The 18,333-nt window shown below is 59.5% G+C and carries 19 protein-coding genes; 10 read left to right on the top strand and 9 right to left on the bottom strand.

The features are described 5' to 3' along the window. Nucleotides 1-11: 11 nt before the first annotated feature. From ACEPP2_RS07295 to hemE, 7 genes are all read right to left on the bottom strand, one after another. Nucleotides 12-800: a ParA family protein gene (locus ACEPP2_RS07295; protein WP_395516193.1), complete on the bottom strand. Its 789-nt coding sequence runs from the start codon at nt 798-800 to the stop codon at nt 12-14. 21 nt (nt 801-821) lie between these two features. Then, nucleotides 822-1,436 (bottom strand): 16S rRNA (guanine(527)-N(7))-methyltransferase RsmG, encoded by a 615-nt coding sequence (rsmG, locus tag ACEPP2_RS07290; RefSeq protein WP_395516192.1) that lies wholly within the window; start codon nt 1,434-1,436, stop codon nt 822-824. Then, nucleotides 1,436-3,304, bottom strand: coding sequence for a tRNA uridine-5-carboxymethylaminomethyl(34) synthesis enzyme MnmG (gene mnmG, locus ACEPP2_RS07285; protein ID WP_395516191.1), 1,869 nt, complete (start codon nt 3,302-3,304; stop codon nt 1,436-1,438). The genes rsmG and mnmG overlap by 1 nt, the downstream gene beginning before the upstream one ends. Before the next feature lie 35 nt (nt 3,305-3,339). Then, nucleotides 3,340-4,641 carry a tRNA uridine-5-carboxymethylaminomethyl(34) synthesis GTPase MnmE gene (gene mnmE / locus ACEPP2_RS07280; RefSeq protein WP_395516190.1) on the bottom strand — a complete coding sequence of 434 codons (1,302 nt, stop codon included), beginning with the start codon at nt 4,639-4,641 and terminating at the stop codon, nt 3,340-3,342. A gap of 75 nt (nt 4,642-4,716) precedes the next feature. Beyond that, complete coding sequence (gene rho / locus ACEPP2_RS07275; protein WP_139346276.1) at nt 4,717-5,982, bottom strand: transcription termination factor Rho; 1,266 nt, start codon at nt 5,980-5,982, stop codon at nt 4,717-4,719. A 176-nt stretch (nt 5,983-6,158) separates the two neighbouring features. Next, nucleotides 6,159-6,701 (bottom strand): protoporphyrinogen oxidase HemJ, encoded by a 543-nt coding sequence (hemJ, locus tag ACEPP2_RS07270; protein WP_395516422.1) that lies wholly within the window; start codon nt 6,699-6,701, stop codon nt 6,159-6,161. After that, nucleotides 6,701-7,735 carry a uroporphyrinogen decarboxylase gene (hemE, locus tag ACEPP2_RS07265; RefSeq protein WP_395516189.1) on the bottom strand — a complete coding sequence of 345 codons (1,035 nt, stop codon included), beginning with the start codon at nt 7,733-7,735 and terminating at the stop codon, nt 6,701-6,703. The genes hemJ and hemE overlap by 1 nt, the downstream gene beginning before the upstream one ends. Nucleotides 7,736-8,132: 397 nt before the next feature. Between hemE and ACEPP2_RS07260 the strand changes: the two genes are divergently transcribed. Genes ACEPP2_RS07260 through dnaQ form a run of 5 tightly spaced genes read left to right on the top strand, consistent with a single transcriptional unit; the run spans nt 8,133 to nt 11,758 of the window. After that, nucleotides 8,133-8,954: a pyruvate, water dikinase regulatory protein gene (locus tag ACEPP2_RS07260; protein ID WP_281976978.1), complete on the top strand. Its 822-nt coding sequence runs from the start codon at nt 8,133-8,135 to the stop codon at nt 8,952-8,954. Between the two features lie 31 nt (nt 8,955-8,985). After that, nucleotides 8,986-9,582: a Maf-like protein gene (locus ACEPP2_RS07255; protein ID WP_281976977.1), complete on the top strand. Its 597-nt coding sequence runs from the start codon at nt 8,986-8,988 to the stop codon at nt 9,580-9,582. Next, on the top strand, nt 9,575-10,432 hold the full coding sequence (locus ACEPP2_RS07250; RefSeq protein WP_395516188.1) for a shikimate dehydrogenase: 858 nt from the start codon (nt 9,575-9,577) through the stop codon (nt 10,430-10,432). The genes ACEPP2_RS07255 and ACEPP2_RS07250 overlap by 8 nt, the downstream gene beginning before the upstream one ends. After that, entirely contained in the window at nt 10,429-11,037 is a 609-nt protein-coding gene (coaE, locus tag ACEPP2_RS07245) for a dephospho-CoA kinase (RefSeq protein ID WP_077548760.1), read from the top strand. Before ACEPP2_RS07250 ends, coaE begins: the two co-directional genes overlap by 4 nt. Beyond that, nucleotides 11,030-11,758 (top strand): DNA polymerase III subunit epsilon, encoded by a 729-nt coding sequence (dnaQ, locus tag ACEPP2_RS07240; RefSeq protein ID WP_077548759.1) that lies wholly within the window; start codon nt 11,030-11,032, stop codon nt 11,756-11,758. Before coaE ends, dnaQ begins: the two co-directional genes overlap by 8 nt. 19 nt (nt 11,759-11,777) lie before the next feature. Here dnaQ and secB read toward each other — a convergent pair whose 3' ends face one another. Both secB and ACEPP2_RS07230 read right to left on the bottom strand, forming a co-directional pair. Next, nucleotides 11,778-12,257 (bottom strand): protein-export chaperone SecB, encoded by a 480-nt coding sequence (gene secB / locus ACEPP2_RS07235; RefSeq protein WP_077548758.1) that lies wholly within the window; start codon nt 12,255-12,257, stop codon nt 11,778-11,780. Nucleotides 12,258-12,345: 88 nt separating this feature from the next. Further along, nucleotides 12,346-12,855, bottom strand: coding sequence for an FxsA family protein (locus tag ACEPP2_RS07230; protein ID WP_395516187.1), 510 nt, complete (start codon nt 12,853-12,855; stop codon nt 12,346-12,348). A gap of 110 nt (nt 12,856-12,965) precedes the next feature. Here ACEPP2_RS07230 and ACEPP2_RS07225 point away from each other — a divergent pair, with 110 nt between their 5' ends. The 5 genes from ACEPP2_RS07225 (at nt 12,966) to gyrB (ending at nt 18,287) form a co-directional block, all read left to right on the top strand. Then, entirely contained in the window at nt 12,966-13,661 is a 696-nt protein-coding gene (locus tag ACEPP2_RS07225; protein ID WP_395516421.1) for a Tim44/TimA family putative adaptor protein, read from the top strand. Next, nucleotides 13,658-14,779, top strand: a complete 1,122-nt coding sequence (gene mltA / locus ACEPP2_RS07220; protein ID WP_395516186.1) for a murein transglycosylase A — start codon at nt 13,658-13,660, stop codon at nt 14,777-14,779. The genes ACEPP2_RS07225 and mltA overlap by 4 nt, the downstream gene beginning before the upstream one ends. Further along, complete coding sequence (locus ACEPP2_RS07215; RefSeq protein ID WP_077548755.1) at nt 14,776-15,348, top strand: Smr/MutS family protein; 573 nt, start codon at nt 14,776-14,778, stop codon at nt 15,346-15,348. The genes mltA and ACEPP2_RS07215 overlap by 4 nt, the downstream gene beginning before the upstream one ends. Beyond that, the gene (locus tag ACEPP2_RS07210; protein ID WP_077548754.1) at nt 15,345-15,710 is read left to right on the top strand and encodes a helix-turn-helix domain-containing protein; all 366 of its coding nucleotides are present in this window, start codon (nt 15,345-15,347) and stop codon (nt 15,708-15,710) included. Before ACEPP2_RS07215 ends, ACEPP2_RS07210 begins: the two co-directional genes overlap by 4 nt. Before the next feature lie 141 nt (nt 15,711-15,851). Beyond that, the gene (gene gyrB / locus ACEPP2_RS07205) at nt 15,852-18,287 is read left to right on the top strand and encodes a DNA topoisomerase (ATP-hydrolyzing) subunit B (protein WP_077548753.1); all 2,436 of its coding nucleotides are present in this window, start codon (nt 15,852-15,854) and stop codon (nt 18,285-18,287) included. The last annotated feature ends 46 nt before the right edge of the window (nt 18,288-18,333 follow it).

Raw genomic sequence — 18,333 nt, 5'->3', positions numbered from 1 at the left:
TGGTCCTTCCGTTAGGCCGCTTTTCGCCGACGCTCACGCTGAATCACTTCCGACGCCAGCTGCAGATACGCTTGGCTGCCGGCGCATTTCAGATCATAAAGGATCGCAGGTTTTCCATAGCTTGGAGCTTCGGAAACGCGGACGTTGCGCGGGATTAGCGTATGATAGACCTTGTCCCCCAGATAGGTACGGACGTCGTTCACCACCTGCTGCGCCAGATTGTTCCGGGAGTCGAACATGGTCAGCACGATGCCCTGGATGTCGAGGGTGGGATTAACCGTCTGGCGAACCTGATTCACCGTCTCAAGTAGCTGGCTCAAGCCCTCCAGTGCAAAGAACTCGCACTGCAGCGGAACGAGAACGGATTGCGCTGCGGCCATGGCATTCATGGTCAGCAGGTTGAACGACGGCGGGCAATCGACGATTATGTAGGTATAGGGCAACATTGCGGCCGAGAGTGATCGCTTGAGCCTGAACACCCGATCAGTTTCTTGCGATATCTCCATCTCAAGCCCGAGGAGATCCATGGTCGAGGGGACGATGGAAAGGTTGGGCACAGCCGTCGGCAAGACGGTCTGTTCGACGGAATGAGTACCCATCAGAAGGTCGTAGGATGACAATTCCCGATCTCTTCGATCTATTCCAAGGCCCGTACTAGCATTTCCCTGTGGGTCCAAGTCGATGATCAAGACGGTTTCACCGATCGCAGCAAGTGCCGTGGCGAGGTTGATGGCAGTCGTGGTCTTGCCCACCCCACCCTTTTGGTTGGCGATTGTGATGATACGATTGCCGTTAGTCATGCCGCACCTGACGAGGCTAGATCAAACCTTTGGCCGGAGTCCGCTGATCTCGAGGATCACCGAGTCGTTCTCGACGGCGCTGGGATGTATTATCAGATCAAAGTCCCAGTCGCTACGCGCTTTCTCTACCTCGCGCTGGTAATCCCGGCCTTTATGAAAAAGGGCGCGGCAAGATTTGTCGATCATCCAGGAGGAGGAGTAGCGAAGCAATAGGTTGAGCTCCGCCAGTGCGCGGGCGGATATCATGTCGCAGTGGAGAATCTCTTTCTGAGCCTCTTCGATCCGGACGGGATGGGCAGAGCCCCGTGCCTCGCACTCCAGGAGCGCCACCCGTAGGAACGCCGCCTTCTTCTGATTGCTTTCGACCAGATGCACGAAGCCCTCATTTCGCTCAGCAAGCATAATGGCCGTCACTATGCCAGGGAATCCACCGCCCGAGCCGAGATCGACCCACTCGGCTGACTGCGGATTGATGTGAAATACCTGGGCACTGTCTGCTATATGACGGCTCCAGAGTTCTTCCAGGGTCGATGGCGCAACGAGATTGATGCGCTTTGCCCACTTTCGGAAAAGCTGTGCGAAATGCTCTAGCCGCTGATGCGTTTCACGTGAAACAGGTCTGCCGTTCAGCAACATTATGATACGCGGCCTTCTTTCCCCTGCCTACGAAGATTGGCAAGCAGAAGGGCGGACGCGGCTGGAGTCATACCCTCAATTCGGGAAGCTTGCGCCAGATTCGCTGGTCTTTTGCTCGATAGCTTCGTCTTCAACTCATTCGAGAGACCAGACAGTACATGGTAGTCGAAGTCTGGTGGTATGGAAACCCCTTCCTCACGCCGGAGAGCCAGGATATCGCTCTCCTGCCGCTCAAGATAAACTGCATAACCGGCTTCGATCTTAAGAGCAGCCGCAGTGCGTTCCGACATCGCATGCAGTTCCGGCCAGATCGCGCGGATCCTGTCGGGATCGATATCAGGATACGCAAGAAGGTCCATGGCCGTGCGGCGTTGTCCATCCCGGTTAAGGTTTATACCGAATCGTTCCGCTTCGTTTGGCGTCAGCGAAACACCTGCCAGCTGGCTCCGCCAATCCGCAAGATCCTTCCGGTACCTCTCAAATCGTTCCTTTCTTGCTGTCGACACCAGGCCGAGCTCAACACCCACCGGCGTAAGCCGCTCATCAGCATTGTCTGCTCGCAGCGAAAGCCGGTATTCGGCGCGCGAGGTGAACATCCGATAGGGCTCGGTGACCCCTCGGCTAGTCAGGTCGTCGATCATGACGCCGATATAGGAGCTGGAACGGCTGAAGGTATGCGGATCTTGGCCACCTGCGAGACGAGCGGCATTCAGCCCCGCCACAAGCCCCTGCGCGGCGGCTTCCTCATACCCTGTTGTTCCGTTTATCTGCCCGGCAAGGAAGAGTCCCGGCATCTTCCGGAGTTGCAGAGACGCCGAGAGTTCCCTGGGATCGACATGGTCGTACTCAATAGCGTAGCCCGGCTGCAGGATCCGAGCATGTTTGAGACCCGGTATGCTATGAATGAATGCTTCCTGCACGTCGGCCGGCAGGGAAGTGGAAATGCCGTTGGGATAAACGATATGGTCGTCAAGTCCCTCTGGCTCCAGGAAAATCTGATGACCGTCCCGCTCGCCGAAGCGAACGATCTTGTCTTCAATTGACGGGCAGTAACGCGGTCCCACACCCTCGATCTGCCCGGAATACATAGCCGACCGGTGTATATTTTCTTCTATGATCCGATGGGTGGCGCTGGTCGTTCGGGTGATACCGCAAGCAATCTGCGGCGTCACTATCGCTTCCGTGAGGAACGAGAAGGGGACAGGATCCTCATCTGCCTCCTGGCGCCCGATACCGTCCCAGTCGATTGTGGTTCCATCGAGCCGGGCGGGCGTGCCGGTCTTAAGCCGACCAAGGCGTAAACCGAGTCGTTCGAGGGTTGCCGATAGCCCGACTGACGGTCCTTCCCCCATTCGCCCCGCCGGAACGCGTTCAGATCCGATATGAATGAGGCCGCGCAGGAAGGTGCCGGTTGTCAGAACGGCCGCCGCACATGCGTATCGTTGACCATCCGAGAGGATCACGCCCGCAACTTTCCCTTCCGTGACGTCCAGGTTAAAAACATCGCCCTCGACCACATCAAGATTGACATGATCGAAAATCTCGCGTTGCATTGCTTCACGATATAGCTTCCGATCAGCCTGTGTACGCGGCCCACGAACAGCCGGGCCCTTGCGCCGATTCAGCATGCGAAACTGGATACCGGCTGCGTCTGCGACGCGACCCATCAGGCCATCCAGCGCATCCACTTCCCGAACCAGATGGCCTTTGCCGAGACCGCCAATAGCGGGATTACAAGACATCACGCCGATCGTATCTCGGCGATGGGTCACAAGCGCCGTCCGCGCTCCTATCCGTGCTGCGGCGCTGGCCGCCTCGCAACCGGCGTGGCCCCCGCCAATTACAATCACGTCATATCGCTTGTTCATGGTCCACCTGCGGTGAGTGTTTCACGTGAATCACGTTACTTGCCGATACAAAACTGTGAAAATATGACGTCGAGTAGCTGCTCCACGTCCACCTGGCCCGTAATCCGCCCCAAAGCGGTCGCTGCTCGCCGCAGATGCTCTGCTCGCAGCTCCAGCTCAGTTTCCTTTAGCGCTGATCGGAGATGAAGGGAAGTATCTCGCAGCAACGCTATCTGTCGTCCGCACATCGGTGCAACCGAGCCGTCCCAAGCGGACTGAATCCGGCTAATGATAGCTTTACGAAGTAATCCGACTCCTTCACCCGTCACGGTTGACAGGCATATGTCATAGCTAGGCGCGCGCCGGTGAATGTCGAGCTTTGTCCCGACACGGAGCGCATGCGGCGACAGAGGAGCCTGCAAAGATTCCCAACCGATTTCCTCAAGGTACAGAACCAGATCAGCCGTGTCGATCAACTGCCGCGCTCGGCGGATGCCCTCTTGCTCGATTACGTCCGAGGATTCGCGGATACCGGCCGTATCAAACACGCGCACCAGATATCCCTCGAGATCAAGATCAACGTGCAACACATCGCGGGTGGTTCCCGCCAAACCGGTGACGATCGCCACGTCTCGCTGCGCCAGGTAGTTCAGCAGGCTCGATTTTCCCGAGTTCGGCGGCCCGACGATCGCGACCTTGAAACCATTGCGAACAATCTCCCCTCCTTTTGCCGATTCCAGATGCTTCTCCAATTCAGTGTGAACTGCGGCGATGTCCGCCGTGACGCGTTCTCCAACGGAACCGGGTACGTCGTCTTCGTCGGCGAAATCGAGTTCTGCTTCGATCATTGCCCGTGCATGGGTCAGCCTGAGGGTCCAGTCCTCATACAGATGAGACTGCCGACCGAAGCTCTGTTCCACCGCGAGGCGACGTTGCATCTCGGTCTCTGCCGCGATTAGTTCCGCCAGGCCTTCCGCCTCTACCAGGTCTAGACGCCCGTTCTCGAAGGCCCGTCGCGAAAACTCACACGCTTCCGCCAACCTCAAGCCGGGTAACGCCGCAAGTTGCGAGCATACAGCGTTTACCACAGCTCTGCTTCCATGCAGTTGGAGTTCGACGACGTCCTCGCCGGTGAAGGAATGCGGTGCTGGAAAGGTCAAGACAAGCGCTTCGTCGATCAGTTGCTCTTCCCGGTCCAGTATCTTTCGAAGTGCCGCCTTGCGTGGGGGAGGTTGTGTCCCTCTCGTCAACTGCATCAATGCGGGGAACGCCGCCGGGCCGCTGATACGCAGGACAGCGACGCCGGCTGGCAAGCTACCGCTGGAAAGCGCGAAGATCGTATCTGTCGTGACACTCATCCTGGCTGCCTCGACCGGAAAGCCAAAAGCGCCCGGCCGGGCCGAGCGCTTCGTAAGCGTGAATCCGGCTAAAGATTAGGTGTTCATCGAGTCGAAGAAATCGCCGTTGTTCTTCGTCTGCTTCAGCTTGTCGATAAGGAACTCGATCGCATCGGTGGTCCCCATGGGCGCAAGGATGCGGCGAAGCACGAAGATCTTCTGCAGGTCCTGGCGCGGCACGAGGAGGTCTTCCTTGCGTGTACCGGACTTGAGAATGTCCATGGCAGGGAAGATGCGCTTGTCGGCAACCTTGCGGTCCAGGACGATTTCGGAGTTGCCGGTTCCCTTGAACTCTTCGAAGATGACTTCGTCCATACGGCTGCCGGTGTCGATCAGCGCCGTCGCGATGATCGTCAGCGATCCACCTTCCTCAATGTTACGGGCGGCACCGAAGAAACGCTTCGGGCGCTGCAGCGCGTTGGCGTCGACACCACCGGTCAACACCTTGCCGGATGACGGTACCACGGTGTTGTAGGCGCGGCCGAGACGGGTGATCGAATCCAGCAGGATGACGACGTCGCGACCGTGTTCCACAAGGCGCTTTGCCTTCTCGATTACCATTTCGGCAACCTGAACGTGGCGCACAGCCGGCTCATCGAAGGTGGAGGAGACAACCTCGCCCCGGACCGATCTCTGCATGTCCGTCACTTCTTCCGGACGCTCGTCGATGAGGAGGACGATCAGATAGCATTCCGGATGATTGGCGGTGATGGAATGCGCGATATTTTGCAGCAGTACCGTCTTGCCCGTCCGCGGCGGGGCAACGATCAGGCCGCGCTGACCCTTGCCGAGCGGTGCCACGAGATCGATCACACGCGCCGACAGATCCTTTGATGTCGGGACATCGAGTTCCATCTTGAACCGCTCATTAGGATAGAGCGGTGTCAGGTTGTCGAAGTGGACCTTGTGACGGATCTTCTCCGGATCGTCGAAATTGATCGTGTTGACCTTCAGAAGCGCGAAATATCGCTCGCCTTCCTTCGGGCCGCGGATCGGCCCTTCGACAGTATCGCCTGTCTTCAGCGAAAACCGGCGGATCTGGGAGGGTGAAATGTAGATGTCGTCTGGACCAGGAAGGTAGTTGGCGTTCGCCGAGCGAAGGAAGCCGAAGCCATCCTGCAGGACTTCCACCACGCCTTCGCCGATGATTTCCACATCCTGGCTGGCCAGAACCTTCAGGATCGCGAACATAAGCTCCTGCTTGCGCATCGTGCTAGCGTTCTCGACCTCGAGCGATTCGGCAAAGGTCAGTAGGTCGGTTGGCGACTTGCTCTTAAGTTCTTGAAGCTTCATTTCAGCCATGAAGGGACCACGTTAAAGGCGATGAGGGGAAAGGGCGTGCCGGTGAAAATCTCGCCGCGGAGGTTTCCGGGGAGGAGTGGGATTACGAGCATGCCACGAGATGAGATGGCAGGAAAATAGCGAGTCATGCCGGCCCTCGCAAGGGGAAACGTGCAGGTAGCGGCAGAAACCCACAATCAGAAGGGCTTCACGACGACCAGTATGACGATCGCGATCATCAGCAGGGTAGGCGCCTCGTTCATCATTCGCCAATAACGGGCGGTACGACGCGGCCCGTCGGCAGCAAAGGCACGCACTGCGCGGCTGAACATGACGTGCACTACCGTCAGGAGAAGCACCAGCGCGATCTTGGCGTGCAGCCAACCTCCATGGAAGGCAAAGCTCTCCCAGGCGAGGTAGAGGCCCAGCAGCCAGGTAATCATCATCGCCGGGTTCATGATCACCTTCAGCAGGCGACGCTCCATCACCTTGAAGGTCTCCGACTGGACGGAACCCACCTCGGCGTCAGTATGGTAGATGAACAGGCGCGGAAGGTAGAACAGGCCTGCCATCCAAGAGATCACCGCAATGATGTGCAGGGCCTTCATCCAGAGCCCGAAACTGTCCGGCTGAAGAACATAAAGGACGGCGATCAGCGCGACGAAGACGCCGATCGCTACAAGGGCTTTCCGTGACGCTCTCCGTCCGACAGCTTCACTCGTTTGCCTATCCACATCCATCATGGTTTGTATCCTCGGACCCGATGGACCAGATCGCTCACATGCGCGGGATCCGCCTCCGGCGTAATGCCGTGGCCGAGATTGAAGATGAGCGGCCCATTTCCGAGTGCCTGCAGGATCGCATCGATACCCTCCTCGAGGGCCCTACCACCCGCGACAACACGCATCGGATCGAGATTTCCCTGTACGGGACCATCCTTCTGCAACTCCGCGGCAAAGGAGAGGGGAACGCTCCAGTCGAGACCAATGGCATTCGCATCGGTATCTTGGCGATAAGACCTCAAGTTCACGCCCGCGCCTTTGGCGAAGGCAATGATCCTAGCCCCAGGACGCGCTGCTCGCACGGTTCGGATCATGCGCGCCACCGGCCGAACTGCATAGGCCTTGAACTCACGTTCACCGAGAACTCCCGCCCACGAGTCGAAGATCTGCACCGCATCCGCACCGGCATCGATCTGCGCTATCAAGTACTCCGCCGAAACATCGGCAAGAAAGTCCAGAAGCCGCAGAAACACGTCCGGATTGCGGTAGGCGAATAGCCGCGCCGGCGCCTGGTCCGGCGTCCCATGGCCCGCGATCATGTAGGTGGCCACCGTCCATGGCGCACCACAAAAACCCAGAAGCGTCGTCGCCTCCGGTAATTCGCAGCGAAGGCGCCGGACAGTTTCAAGCACCGGGGCAAGATGCGAGAGCACGCCCTCCGCATCCAGCTTCTCGATGCCTGCGACATCGATCGGGTCCATCTGCGGCCCCTCGCCCTGCACGAAGCGGACATTGCGATTCAAGGCATCCGGAATGACGAGGATATCGGAGAACAGGATTGCCGCATCGAAACCATATCTGCGGATTGGCTGTAGGGTCACCTCGACCGCATAGTCCGGAGAATAACAGAGATCCAAAAAGCTTCCGGCCTTCGCTCTCGTTTCCCGGTACTCGGGGAGGTAGCGGCCTGCCTGCCTCATAAGCCAGATGGGAGGAGGCGTGACCGTTTTGCCTTCCAGCACGTCGACAATCTTCCGGGATGGGCCGGGCACGTGTTTCTCCTAAATGATAAAGATCTTTATAGGGTTTCTATTTCTTAGAGTCGGTGGGTATCAAGGATTAAACGTCATCCACCATTGCCGCGACGATCCGCCGCCGACCATGAACGACCGGAAGAGACTCGTCCACATTAGACGCCCAGCGCGTGGATAAACGGATTCGTGATATGAAATCAGGATGATGCCAATCTCACAGAATAACCTTGCCTGTGGAAAACCTGTTGACTTTCTTCATCGAACCAAGGCTTGTCCACATTGCCCACATACAACCGCGGACGTTCTTCATACGCCATCGAGGTGTGAATAAAACGGAGGTTATCCCGCGCCTCGGGCTCCGCCTGGCTGAACCCCACCCGCTCTCCCGGTTTATCAACAGAGGGACAAGAACAGCGTGGAGAACCGCAAAAACTACTTTCATCTGCACCTGATTTCTGACTCGACGGGGGAGACTCTGATGTCGGCGGGCAGGGCGGTCTCGGCGCAATTTCAGGCCTATGCGGCCATCGAGCACATCTACCCGCTGGTCAGAAGCCGCCGCCAACTCGCCTCCGTATTGGAATCGATCGACCGCGAACCTGGCATCGTTCTCTATACGATCGTGGACGAGGAACTCGCCCGCCTGCTCGACCTCCGCTGCCGCGATCTCGGCACCCCGTGTGTCAATCTGCTCGAACCGGTAATGACGACCTTCCAGACCTATCTCGGCTCCCCCTCCCGTCGGCGGGTCGGGGCTCAACATGCCCTCGACGCCGATTATTTTGCTCGGATGGACGCGTTGAACTTCACCATGGATCACGATGATGGCCAGTTGCCGGAGGATTATGATCAGGCAGACGTGGTGCTGATCGGCATAAGCCGGACGTCGAAAACGCCCACGAGTATCTATCTCGCCAATCGCGGCATCAAGACAGCGAACCTGCCTGTCGTCCTCGGGTTGGAGCTTCCGGACAGCTTGCTTAAGGCAACGCGACCGCTGGTCGTCGGCCTCATCGCGACGTCCGACCGCATTGCCCAGGTGCGTGAAAACCGCGAGCTCGGTGTGACGCAGGGCTTCGATCGTCGGGACTACACCGATCGGGCCAATATCCAGGAGGAGCTGAAATATGCCCGCAGCCTTTGCGCCCGCCACGGATGGCCGTTGATCGACGTCACCCGGCGATCGATTGAAGAGACAGCGGCGGCTATCGTTGCGTTGCGACCCCGCCTCAGGTAAGCGAAACGAACGATACCCGGACCCCTCTTCCATGACGTCTCTCATTCTCGCCTCGGCCAGCCCCTTTCGCCGCATGCTGCTGCAAAATGCCGGGCTTGCATTCGATGCTCACGCGGCAACCATTGATGAGCGAGCCATTGAAGAGCGTCTGCAGGAGATACATGCTACCCCGGAACATGTCGCTGTGGAGCTTGCAAAGGCGAAGGCGCTCGATGTTAGCCGCCATTTCCCGGGGATGCTGGTCCTGGGCAGCGACCAGACCATGTCGCTGGGAGAGCGCGTTTTCCATAAACCCGCCGACCTTGACGAAGCCCGCAGCCACATCGCCACCCTTGCGGGAAAGACCCATAGGCTGAACAGCGGTATTGCGTTGGTTCAGGACGGAGTGGTGCTCTGGGAGCACGTCTCTCGCGCAGACATGACGGTCCGCCCCCTGAGCGAAGCATTCATCGAACGTTACGTCGAGCGGTGCGGCGAGAAGCTCCTGTCGAGTGTCGGGGCATACCAACTCGAGGGGGAGGGTATTCATCTCTTTTCGGCAATCGACGGCGACTACTTCACAATCCTAGGGCTTCCCATGTTGCCACTCCTCGCAAAGCTGCGGGAACTTGGAGCCATCGATGGCTGATTCACGTGAAACAGAGATCACGGCTTTCGTCGCCGGTTGGCCCGTGAAGCATTCACGCTCGCCGCTTATCCATCGGCACTGGCTGAAGACCTTCGGCATTGAGGGCGACTATCGGCTGGAGCCCGTAAAACCAGAAGACTTTCCGGCTTTCGTTGCAAAACTGAAATCCGGCGGTTCGATTTATGCAGGCGGAAACGTCACGATCCCCCACAAGGAGGCAGCCAGCGCGCTGGCGGACCGTTGCGATACCGTCGCCGAGGAACTGGGAGCCGCCAATACGCTCTGGATGGAGGACGGACAGCTCTGGGCAACCAATACCGATGTCCACGGCTTCGCTGCGAACCTAGATGAGCGCCATCCCGGATGGGATAGGGTCTCCAGGGCGGCCGTTCTCGGTGCAGGCGGCGCCAGCCGAGCTGTCATTCGAGCACTTCGTGATCGCGGCATCTCCGAAATCAACGTCGTCAACCGCACGCTCTCGCGGGCTGTCGAACTTGCAGATCGGCTTGGACCGACCATCCATGCCCATTCTATGGCGGCGCTACCGGAAGTTATTCAAGGCGCTGGTCTCTTCATCAACACGACGTCCCTCGGCATGGACGGACATGATGTTCCCCAGATCGACTTTTCAGCCATGTCGACTGGAGCACTCGTCACCGACATCGTCTACGTTCCGCTACAGACACCGATCCTGGAACAGGCCGAAGCCCAGGGCATAGCAACGGTGGACGGACTGGGAATGCTGCTTCATCAGGCTGTGCCTGGCTTTGAACGGTGGTTCGGGATCAGGCCTCAGGTCGACGAGACCTTGCGTTCAGTGATTATCGCCGACATGGAAAGGCAGCCATGATCGTCGTCGGCTTGACAGGCTCCATTGGAATGGGAAAGTCGACCACGGCGAGGATGTTCGCGGAAGCGGGAGTCCCGGTCAACGACGCCGACGCTGTAGTTCATGATCTCTACCGGTCCGAGGCCGTCACGCCGATCGGCGACGCCTTTCCGGGAAGTATTAGAAACGGTATGGTCGACAGGCAGGAGCTTGCTCGGCAACTCGTGGAGAATCCGGCTAAGTTTCGTAGTCTGGAGGCGATCGTCCATCCTCTTGTTCGCAGGCGGGAAGGTAAGTTCGTTGAAGTCAATCGAGTAGCGGGCGCCGAGATGGTGGTGCTCGACATCCCCTTGCTCTTCGAGGTCAGGGGTGAGGATCGAGTAGATGTTGTGGTGGTCGTGACATGTGATCCACAGATACAAAGGGCGCGGGTTCTTGCGCGACCTGGCATGACCGAGGAAAAATTGGACATGATTCTGTCCCGGCAGATCCCGGATCAGGAAAAGCGCCGTCGAGCGGATTTCCTCATTGATACCGGAAGGGGACTGGAAGCAGCCCGGCAGCGCGTCGACGAAGTCATCGCAGCCCTGCGATCCGGAAAGAGAAGCGAGACAGCCAGTGCGTGAAATCATCTTCGATACGGAAACGACCGGTCTGGAAACCAAGCTCGACCGTATCATCGAGATCGGCGGGATCGAACTCATCAACAATTTCCCGACCGGACGATCGTTGCATCTCTACATTAACCCCGGTGATCGCAAGGTTCACCCGGACGCGCTGGCGGTCCATGGGATCACCGATGAATTCCTGAAGGACAAGCCGAGTTTCGCCGAGGTGGCAGAACAGATCCTCGAGTTCTTCGAAGGCGCGAAGTGGATCGCCCACAACGCGAACTTCGACATGGGCTTCATCAACGCCGAGTTTGAACGCTTGAAGCTTCCGCCGGTGTCCATGGAGCATGTTGTCGACACGCTTGCACTCGCACGCCGCAAGCATCCGATGGGGCCCAACTCGCTGGATGCGCTCTGCCGCCGATACGGAATCGACAACGCTCACCGCACCAAGCACGGCGCACTGCTCGACTCAGAACTGCTTGCGGAAGTCTATATCGAGATGACCGGGGGCCGGCAGGCGGCGCTCGGCCTCGTCGGCATCGAAACCTCGGCGACGATCATTGAGATCGAGGAGCATGTGGTCGGGATCTCTGGTCGTCCCCGGCCACTGCCGTCGCGCGTGAGTGCGGCCGAACTTGCGGCGCACCGTGTCCTGGTCGGTTCGCTTGGCGCAAAGGCAGTCTGGGCACGCTATGAATCAGAAAGCCCGGACATGGCGATCCGGGCTTCATGAATTACGAACTTCAGCGCGATTAGCTATTGAGCGGCTGGACCTGCGACTTCGCGCGTTCGGCGGCCATGCGCTGGGCGAACATCTGGGCGAAATCGATCGGATCGATCATCAGCGGCGGGAAACCGCCATTGCGGGTCACGTCGGCGACAATCTGGCGAGCGAACGGGAAAAGCAGGCGCGGGCACTCGATGAAGAGAACCGGCAGCATGTGTTCCTGCGGGAAGCCGGCAACGCGGAAGACACCACCGTAGACCAGTTCGGCCGCGAACACCACCTTGTCGCCGTCCTTGGCTTCCACGTTCAGTGACAGCACGACGTCGAAATCCGTCTCCGACAGCGGATTGGCGTTGACGTTGACATTGATGTTGATGGCGGGAGCCTTGTCGCGCGACTGAAGCGAGCGCGGTGCACCGGGGTTTTCGAAGGAAAGGTCTTTGGTGTACTGGGCCAGAATGTTGAGAGACGGGCTCTGAGCACCCTGTTCGTTTTCGGTTACCATGGGTTTCCCTCGGATATTTGAACGGTTGCTGGCGTCTAGCACTTAGACCGGAGCCTTACAACCCTGGCCCCGGGAGCCATACCAGAGGCTAATCCTCGCCCAGACGACGGTCAGACCAAGGCGACCCTGGCTTCGGCTCGCGGTGGAAATCCTCTTCGTCGAGGTCGACCACTCGTTCATCCCGCGCGGGATCCCTTCGACGGGTATAGGTACGCCACTCGGTGTAGGATGCCGCGTTAACCACCACGAAACGGCGGCCGATGAATGACCAGAGCAAGCGACGGATCGAGGGAATGAAGAGGGCGATCCCGATGATATCGGTTATGAAGCCGGGAATGAGCAGCAGGACCGCAGCAACGACGATCATCGCACCTTGCACGATTGCATCCCCCGGAACCCGTCCGTCGCGACCTTCCTCCGTAAGTCTCCTGAGCATCTGCAGACCCTGAAGACGCAGGAGAATCAGCCCCGCGAGGCAGGATAGCAGGACAAGGCCGAGTGTGCCCCAGACACCAACCATTTGGCCTACGACGACGAAGCCCGCAATTTCCGCGAGCGGCAAGAGGAGGATGAGTATGCTGATGAAGGGTGTTCGCATCTACGCTCGATCTGCGCGGCGTCCGCTCGCGCCTTCGCTATTTGAATGATCCGGCCTTGCGGACTATATGAGAACTTGCAACAAGAATTTAAACGGCATTGCGGGACAAGATGGGCTCCAACGACTTCATAACCTTGTTTTTCCTCGTCGCTGCAATCCTCATATTTCTGCAATTGCGGAGTGTGTTGGGCCGGCGGACGGGTAACGAGAAGCCGCCCTTTGATCCCTTCAGTGCGCGTGAGGCCAACAAGGCACCCGCGAGCGATGACGGCAAGGCCGTGACACTGCCGCGCCGGGAGGTCTCCGACGAGGACCGGTTCGCAGAGGTCGACGCGGTCGCCAAACCCGGTACCCCGGTCAACGACGGTCTGCGTCAACTGTTGGAAGCAGACCCATCCTTCCGGCCACGCGAGTTTCTCAACGGCGCCCGTATGGCCTACGAAATGATCGTGATGGCCTTCGCTGACGGGGACCGAAAGAGCCTCAAGAACCTCCTCTCCAAGGAGGTTTACGAGGGCTTCGACGCCGCCATCTCCGACCGTGAGTCGCGCGGGGAAGTGGTCAAGTCGACCTTTGTCGGCATCGACAAGGCCGATATCACCCAAGCGAGCGTGCGGGGGAATGAGGAGCAGGTGACGGTTCGCATCGTCAGCCAGTTGATCTCCGCAACCTATGACAAGAGCGGTGCAGTCATCGATGGTGACCAGGAAGCTGTCGCGGAAGTCATAGACATCTGGACCTTTGCTCGCGACGTCCGCTCCCGGGATCCGAACTGGAAGCTTGTCGCGACCGAATCCGAGCAATGAACGAGGGCTCGTCGGGTTTTTCGCTTCGGCGGGTCGCCTTCTCTGATCTACCCCGGTGGAGCGAGGACCATCCCGGCCTGCTGCTGGAGGGTATCCGCAACTGCCTGATCCACATCCGCTCGGGCAAGTCCTACCGAACAGGAGACCTGGGGCTGTCATGCGACGACATCCTGCCTGTCTATGAAGCGGCTCTCCGTGCCGATCTTCTTGACGCCGGGTCTGCTCGGCAATTCTTCGAGCAGCATTTCGAACCGTTCAGGATCTGCCGCGACGACGGCTCGCAGGGTTTCGTCACCGCCTTCTACGAGCCTGAGGTTGAGGTTTCGGACACCCCGTCAGGCGAGTGGGCCTTTCCGTTTTACCGTCGCCCGGCGGATTTGATCGATCTCGATGCCGCCAACCGTCCGGCGGGCATGGACGCTTCCTACCGGTTCGGCCGGTCCGCTCCCGCAGGGATTGCGGAGTATCCCGACAGGCGTGCAATCGACCAAGGCTGCCTGAGCGGACAGGGATTGGAAATCGCGTGGGCCCGCTCCAAGGTCGATGTCTTCTTCGCCCATGTTCAGGGTGCTGCACGCTTGAAGTTTCAGGATGGCAGCATCAAGCGGATAACCTATGCGGCTAAGGCAGGCCATCCCTTCAGCGCCATCGGCAAGCTGCTGATCGAGCGTGATGAAATCGATGCGGCAACGGTCTCCATGCAGACCATCCGCGCCTGGCTGGAAGCAAATCCGGATCGGACGGACGAGGTCCTCTGGCACAACCGTTCCTACATCTTCTTCAGGGAGGCGGATGTTTCGGATGACCGGCTCGGTCCGATCGCAGCTGCGAAGGTGCCCCTCCTTCCCGGGCGCTCGCTTGCCGTCGACCGGCTCATTCACACCTTCGCATACCCATTCTTCATCCACGCGCCGTCACTGACCCATCTCGACGGTGGGCAGGCCTTCGCTCGGACCATGTTGGCGCTCGATACCGGCAGCGCCATTGTCGGACCGGCGCGAGGTGACATCTTCACAGGTTCCGGTTCCGCTGCAGGAGAACTGGCTGGAACCGTGCGAAACAAGGCGGACTTCTATATTCTCGTCCCGCGCTCCGCATCAGCGAGGATGGCTGGATGAGTAGCGGTCGAAGGCTCAGTCCGGAAGAGCGGATACTTTGGGGGAAGGTGGCGAAGTCGACGCGCGCCTTGCCCGGTCGACAGGCGGATGCTCGGGAGTTCGCGGAGGAGATCGCTGCCATGCTGGCGGCGGAGGAGGCAGCGCTGGCGCAGCCTCTGCCGACAAAATCCACCTCCGATGCCCGGGCAACCGACCATCGGCCGGCGGACGCTCCACGGCCGCCGCCGAGCCATCAACCACTGGAAAAGCCTGTCCATCGCAAGCTGGCGAAAGGGCGTTTGCCCATCGAGGCCCGGATCGATCTCCATGGGCTGTTTCAGGACGAGGCGCATGATCTTCTCCTTGATTTCCTCTATCGCGCCCATGATCGCGGCATGCGTCACGTGCTGGTGATCACCGGCAAGGGCAGTTCCCTCGGTAGCGAAGGGGCGCTGCGACGTGCAGTACCTCTCTGGTTCTCCAAACCCGAGTTTCGCTTCCTCATCTCGTCTTACGAGTGGGCAGCTCGTCACCACGGTGGAGAGGGGGCCCTCTACGTCCGTCTCAGCCGCCCGAGGCGCCATCCATGACACCCTTCGCACAGGCCCTTTGCGAACTGCGCCGGCGCAGGGGCGTGACCCAGAGGGACCTTGCCGCTGCAATCGGGGTCTCGCCTGCCTATCTCTCGGCGCTGGAGCATGGCCGGAAGGGCAAGCCTAGTTTCGATCTTCTGCAGCGGATTGCCGGCTACTTCAATATCATCTGGGACGAAGCCGACGAACTCTTCATGACGGCAGAAGCCTCGCATCCGAGGGCTGTGCTGGATACCGCAGGTCTCCCGCCGCGCTACACCGCTTTTGCCAATCGTCTGGCGCGCGAGATTCGCGCACTGCCGTCGGATGTGATAGAGGCCATGGACAAACTGCTGGACCAGTCTCCGCCCAAGGGTTGATTGTTGCGAAATCCCCTGATTTCAAGCTTTTCCGGCGTGGCATGAGCTTTAGAATCCGTCCCAAACTTCCTATATCTGGGGGTGGATGCGCGGGTGATTCGCAGTGTCCTGCCCGCTGACGGACAATTGGAAAGATCTTTGATGACCGACACACCCGTGAACGAAACCGGCGCGAGTGCAGAATATGGCGCAGACTCCATCAAGGTCCTGAAGGGGCTGGATGCGGTTCGCAAGCGGCCTGGCATGTATATCGGCGACACGGACGATGGTTCCGGGCTCCATCACATGGTCTACGAGGTGGTCGACAATGCGATCGACGAGGCTCTGGCGGGGCACGCCGATCTGGTAACGGTCACGCTCAATGCCGACGGTTCCGTTTCGGTCACCGACAATGGCCGCGGCATTCCAACCGACATCCATACGGGTGAGGGGGTCTCCGCCGCTGAAGTCATCATGACGCAGTTGCATGCCGGCGGAAAGTTCGACCAGAACTCCTACAAGGTCTCCGGCGGTCTCCACGGCGTCGGCGTCTCGGTGGTCAACGCGCTGTCCGTCTGGCTCAAGCTCCGCATTCGTCGGAGCGGCAAGGTGCACGAAATCTCCTTCACACATGGCGTGGCGGACGCGCCGCTGAAGGTCGTGGGAGACTACGAGGGTCGGTCCGGCACGGAGGTGACCTTCCTCGCCAGCCCCGAAACCTTCACGATGACCGAGTACGACTACAACACGCTCGAACATCGGCTTAGGGAGCTTGCCTTCCTGAACTCCGGCGTCAGAATCCGGCTAACGGATCGGCGCAAACCCGATGTCCGCGAAGAGGAGCTTGTCTATGACGGTGGCCTCGAAGCCTTCGTTCGCTATCTCGACCGCTCGAAGAAGCCACTCGTCGACAAGCCGGTGGCCATCCGTGGCGAGAAGGACGGTATCAGCGTGGAGGTGGCTCTCTGGTGGAACGACAGCTACCACGAGAATGTCCTCTGCTTCACCAACAACATTCCCCAGCGCGACGGCGGCACGCACATGGCCGGGTTCCGCGGTGCCCTGACGAGGCAGGTCACCTCCTATGCCGACACATCCGGCATCACCAAGAAGGAAAAGGTCTCGCTCACTGGCGAAGATTGCCGCGAGGGCCTGACTGCGGTCGTTTCCGTCAAGGTTCCCGATCCCAAGTTCTCGTCCCAGACCAAGGACAAACTTGTCTCGTCCGAAGTCCGGCCGGTGGTTGAGAGCCTCGTCAACGAAGCACTCGGCACCTGGTTCGAGGAGCATCCGACGGAAGCCAAGGTCCTTGTGGGCAAGGTGGTGGAGGCGGCCGTCGCCCGCGAGGCTGCGCGCAAGGCTCGCGAACTGACGCGTCGCAAGGGCGCGCTCGACATCGCCTCGCTTCCCGGCAAGCTTGCCGACTGCTCGGAAAAGGATCCTGCCAAGTCTGAGCTTTTTCTCGTCGAGGGCGACTCCGCCGGTGGCTCCGCCAAGCAGGGCCGCTCACGTGAAACCCAGGCGATCCTCCCGCTGCGCGGCAAGATCCTCAATGTCGAGCGCGCTCGCTTCGATAAGATGCTCTCCAGCCAGGAGATCGGCACGCTGATCACCGCGCTGGGTACCTCAATCGGCAAGGACGAGTTCAATGCCGAGAAGCTGCGCTACCACAAGATCATCATCATGACCGACGCCGACGTAGACGGCGCCCACATCCGTACGCTGCTGCTCACTTTCTTCTTCCGTCAGATGCCGGATCTAATCGAGCGTGGCCACGTCTATATTGCCCAGCCGCCGCTCTACAAAGTGACCCGCGGCAAGTCGGTACAGTATCTCAAGGACCAGAAGGCGTTCGAGGAGTACCTGATCAGCAGCGGCCTTGAGGATACGAGCCTGAGGCTCGCGTCCGGTGAGGTCCGCACGGGCCAGGACCTGCGGGAAGTGATCCATGACGCGATGCGACTGCGCAACCTCCTCGACGGGTTGCATTCGCGTTACAATCGCGCGGTGGTCGAGCAGGCCGCCATCGCCGGCGCGCTGAACCCCGATCTGACGGACAATCCTGAACGCGCACAACAAACCGCGGATGAGGTTGCACGTCGCCTGGATGTCATCGCCGACGAGACCGAGCGTGGCTGGAGCGGCCATGTCACGGATGAGGGTGGTCTTCGTTTTGAACGCATGGTGCGTGGCGTCAAGGAAGTTGCGGTGCTGGATGTGGCGCTGATCGGCTCGGCGGATGCCCGTCACATCGACCAGATGACACCCCGCCTCAACGAGATCTACGCGACGCCCCCGATCCTCCGTCGCAAGGAGGAAGAGACCGAGATGTCGGGCGCGCTGGCGCTGCTCGAAGCGATCTTCGCCGCTGGTCGCAAGGGCATCTCGATGCAACGCTACAAGGGGCTGGGCGAAATGAACGCCGAGCAGCTTTGGGAGACGACATTGGACCCGAATGTCCGCTCCCTGCTGCAGGTCAAAGTCAACGACGCAACCGATGCCGACGGGCTCTTCTCCCGCTTGATGGGCGATGAGGTGGAGCCACGCCGCGAGTTCATTCAGGACAACGCGCTGAGCGTTGCGAACCTCGATATCTGAGAAGATGCTGTTTCACGTGAATCGCCGCTTGCGCTGATTCACGTGA

It is taken from the genome of Pseudorhizobium flavum (genome assembly GCF_044142885.1).
In the GTDB taxonomy this organism is placed as follows: Bacteria; Pseudomonadota; Alphaproteobacteria; order Rhizobiales; family Rhizobiaceae; genus Neorhizobium; species Neorhizobium flavum.
This window is presented reverse-complemented; position numbering and strand designations above follow the sequence as displayed.

Bases quoted from the DNA above. Each gene is read 5' to 3' on its own strand.
- ACEPP2_RS07210 (WP_077548754.1), top strand. From the start codon at position 15,345: ATGACACCCTTCGCACAGGCCCTTTGCGAACTGCGCCGGCGCAGGGGC.
- hemJ (WP_395516422.1), bottom strand. From the start codon at position 6,701: ATGGATGTGGATAGGCAAACGAGTGAAGCTGTCGGACGGAGAGCGTCA.
- ACEPP2_RS07230 (WP_395516187.1), bottom strand. From the start codon at position 12,855: ATGCGAACACCCTTCATCAGCATACTCATCCTCCTCTTGCCGCTCGCG.
- rsmG (WP_395516192.1), bottom strand. From the start codon at position 1,436: ATGTTGCTGAACGGCAGACCTGTTTCACGTGAAACGCATCAGCGGCTA.
- gyrB (WP_077548753.1), top strand. From the start codon at position 15,852: ATGACCGACACACCCGTGAACGAAACCGGCGCGAGTGCAGAATATGGC.
- ACEPP2_RS07225 (WP_395516421.1), top strand. From the start codon at position 12,966: ATGGGCTCCAACGACTTCATAACCTTGTTTTTCCTCGTCGCTGCAATC.
- coaE (WP_077548760.1), top strand. From the start codon at position 10,429: ATGATCGTCGTCGGCTTGACAGGCTCCATTGGAATGGGAAAGTCGACC.
- ACEPP2_RS07295 (WP_395516193.1), bottom strand. From the start codon at position 800: ATGACTAACGGCAATCGTATCATCACAATCGCCAACCAAAAGGGTGGG.
- secB (WP_077548758.1), bottom strand. From the start codon at position 12,257: ATGGTAACCGAAAACGAACAGGGTGCTCAGAGCCCGTCTCTCAACATT.
- mnmG (WP_395516191.1), bottom strand. From the start codon at position 3,304: ATGAACAAGCGATATGACGTGATTGTAATTGGCGGGGGCCACGCCGGT.
- rho (WP_139346276.1), bottom strand. From the start codon at position 5,982: ATGGCTGAAATGAAGCTTCAAGAACTTAAGAGCAAGTCGCCAACCGAC.
- ACEPP2_RS07250 (WP_395516188.1), top strand. From the start codon at position 9,575: ATGGCTGATTCACGTGAAACAGAGATCACGGCTTTCGTCGCCGGTTGG.
- mltA (WP_395516186.1), top strand. From the start codon at position 13,658: ATGAACGAGGGCTCGTCGGGTTTTTCGCTTCGGCGGGTCGCCTTCTCT.
- ACEPP2_RS07255 (WP_281976977.1), top strand. From the start codon at position 8,986: ATGACGTCTCTCATTCTCGCCTCGGCCAGCCCCTTTCGCCGCATGCTG.
- ACEPP2_RS07215 (WP_077548755.1), top strand. From the start codon at position 14,776: ATGAGTAGCGGTCGAAGGCTCAGTCCGGAAGAGCGGATACTTTGGGGG.
- mnmE (WP_395516190.1), bottom strand. From the start codon at position 4,641: ATGAGTGTCACGACAGATACGATCTTCGCGCTTTCCAGCGGTAGCTTG.